The organism is bacterium (assembly GCA_037131655.1).
Taxonomy (GTDB): Bacteria; Armatimonadota; Fimbriimonadia; order Fimbriimonadales; family JBAXQP01; genus JBAXQP01.
Genome location: JBAXQP010000371.1, coordinates 1 through 2,290, shown reverse-complemented (window position 1 = coordinate 2,290; position 2,290 = coordinate 1). Strand labels below are relative to the sequence as shown.

The following is a 2,290-nucleotide window of genomic DNA, read 5'->3' as shown; positions in this document are numbered from 1 at the left end:
TTGATTGATCTTGTCCAGGGCCGGCTCCAGAGCTTTATGGGTGCCTCGCGGTGTCAGTGCTTTGACTTTATCCATGGCCGTTTGCAGGGCCTTATGCGCTATCGCAATCGTCCCGTTGACCACAGTAAAACCTAAAAACTTGACCTTATCGGAGAGCGCCACTTGGCTTTTCTCCTGATTCACCTTCAGTTTTAGCTTCTTTTCGATGAATTGGCTAACCTTTTCCATCACCCGTTCTGCCGCTTTTTGCGATTTCACGAAGATATTGCGTCGAGTCACCCGAGGGAACCGCCCCCTCAGGTGCTCACAGAACCGGACGTGAACGTCTCCGCTCATCCGGCTCCCATCGTCCAGCCATTGCATACAGCATTCTCCAATGAGCAAACAGATTCGGCTGTTTCCGCGCAATGCGATTCAGCCATTGTGCCGCTCGTCTCTTATGATGCCGTAAGCGTTTGTATTTTCGCATCGCCCAAATAACTAAGCGCCGCTCAAGACATTTCAGGATCGGATAAAGTGCTGACTTATAATAACGACTGAAGTAGTTGATCCACCCTTGTATAATCGGATTGAACATCCGGGCTAAATCTTCCAAGCTCTTGTCGCTTCGCTTTGGCCAGCTCCACCCTCGGGATGCGCGCCGGATAGCTTTAGCTGCTTTATTGCTGATCGCCGGACTGAAGTTGATAATGTACTTACCCCACCGGTTCTTTGACCGTCTGGGGCGAAACGTATAGCCCAGAAAATCAAATACCGTATTCGGATATTCTCCTTGCCGGTCGTCATCCTGACAGTAGACAATCTTCGTCTTCTCGGGATGGAGTTCCAAACCGACCTCCTTCAGTCGTTCGTGCAGCGCTTGCTTCAGTGGTTCCGCCTGGGCTTCGCTCTTGCCGTGGCACACCGCATCATCTGCATAACGTTCGAAGGGAATGCCGGCGTATTCCCGCTTCATCCATTCGTCGAATGCATAATGCAAAAAGATATTCGCCAGCAAAGGACTGGCAACGCCACCTTGTGGCGTCCCTTTCTGCGGCTGTTTACAGGTCACATCAGGCATTGCAATCGGAGCTTTAAGCCACCGTTCAATGTACAAAAGAACCCATTTCTCTTCCGTATGTGCACGTACTGCTCGCATCATCAGCTCATGATCGATATTATCGAAGAAACCTTTGATATCGAGATCGAGTACCCAGTCGTTTTTCCAGCAGCGTTGTCGCGCCATCCCCACCGCATCCAGTGCCGATTTACCCGGTCGATAGCCATAGGCATCCGGATGGAAATGTTTTTCCAATTCCGGCTCCAGATGCGTTTTGACTAGCATTTGAGCAATTCGGTCAGCCACTGTGGGAATGCCCAAAGGCCTTATTCCACCGCCGCTTTTCGGTATCTCTACCCGTAGCACCGGTTGTGGAAAGTAACTGCCTGAGGTGAGACGATTCCAGAGCTTGTAGAGATTATCTTGCAAATTCTCTGCAAACTTTTCGATCGTCTGACCCTCCACTCCGGCAGCTCGTTTATTGGCCTTGACCCTTTTATACGCCTCCCAAACTTGGCGTTTAGTAATACAAAATGGCTTTGCTTGTTTCAATCCAATCCTCCCGTTTCCGGTTGTTTTCTTTAGTTCAAGCTGAACAATGCTTCCCCTTCGCTCCAATCCCATTACAGAATCTTCATCACTACTACAGGTCGCTCCGTCCCTGTGCACCGCATCGGTACTCTGGCACTGGTGGGGCTTCCACTTGTGTTTCTCCCTTGGCATCGGAGCGACCGGTTCCCACGTTCCATATAAGAGCCTGAATTTAGTTCATGCCACCTTCATGCCGGATGCCATCTAGCCAGTAAACAGGTATCTGCTAGATTTATCCCGGAGTAACGACTACCCCCCGGTTTTGACATCATCCCTACGCTTTCGAAACTTCAGCAGGGGTTCACTTGCGTTCATCTCCTAAATTCCTACCTGACAAAGTCTTGCTCTGCCTTTTCCGTAACCCTCATCACGACAGCTCTTAACTGTTGCAGCTTACGGTGGTTTGAAACCTCCCCCTGTAGAGCGGTTTCGAGGGGCCCTCCCTCATCTCTTATGCAGCATAGCTGCACAGAGGACTTCGTCCTCCTGTGCGCCTTCGTGGCACACAGTCGTCAGCAATACCCTGTATCGATTGCTCATTTTCACGGCTGTAAATTTTTGCCAAAGCTTGGTCTTTGAAGCCTTCAGAATACCTGGTATATTTTTTCATTTCTAATCTCAAATTTTATTTTCTCTAAAAATTTGAGGCGACATCTATTC

Annotated in this window: 2 protein-coding genes; both read right to left on the bottom strand. The window is 49.6% G+C overall.

All coding sequences use genetic code 11. The annotated features are described in order from the left end of the window. Nucleotides 1–279, bottom strand: a 279-nt coding sequence (locus tag WCO51_12585; protein MEI6514089.1) for a group II intron reverse transcriptase/maturase, incomplete at its 3' end; no start/stop codon positions are given. A 25-nt stretch (nucleotides 280–304) separates the two neighbouring features. After that, nucleotides 305–1,762: a group II intron reverse transcriptase/maturase gene (ltrA, locus tag WCO51_12580; GenBank protein ID MEI6514088.1), complete on the bottom strand. Its 1,458-nt coding sequence runs from the start codon at nucleotides 1,760–1,762 to the stop codon at nucleotides 305–307. Nucleotides 1,763–2,290 lie beyond the last annotated feature (528 nt).

What these genes read in the sequence shown, in the direction of transcription:
- ltrA (MEI6514088.1), bottom strand. Translation starts at nt 1,762, where the DNA reads ATGCCAAGGGAGAAACACAAGTGGAAGCCCCACCAGTGCCAGAGTACC.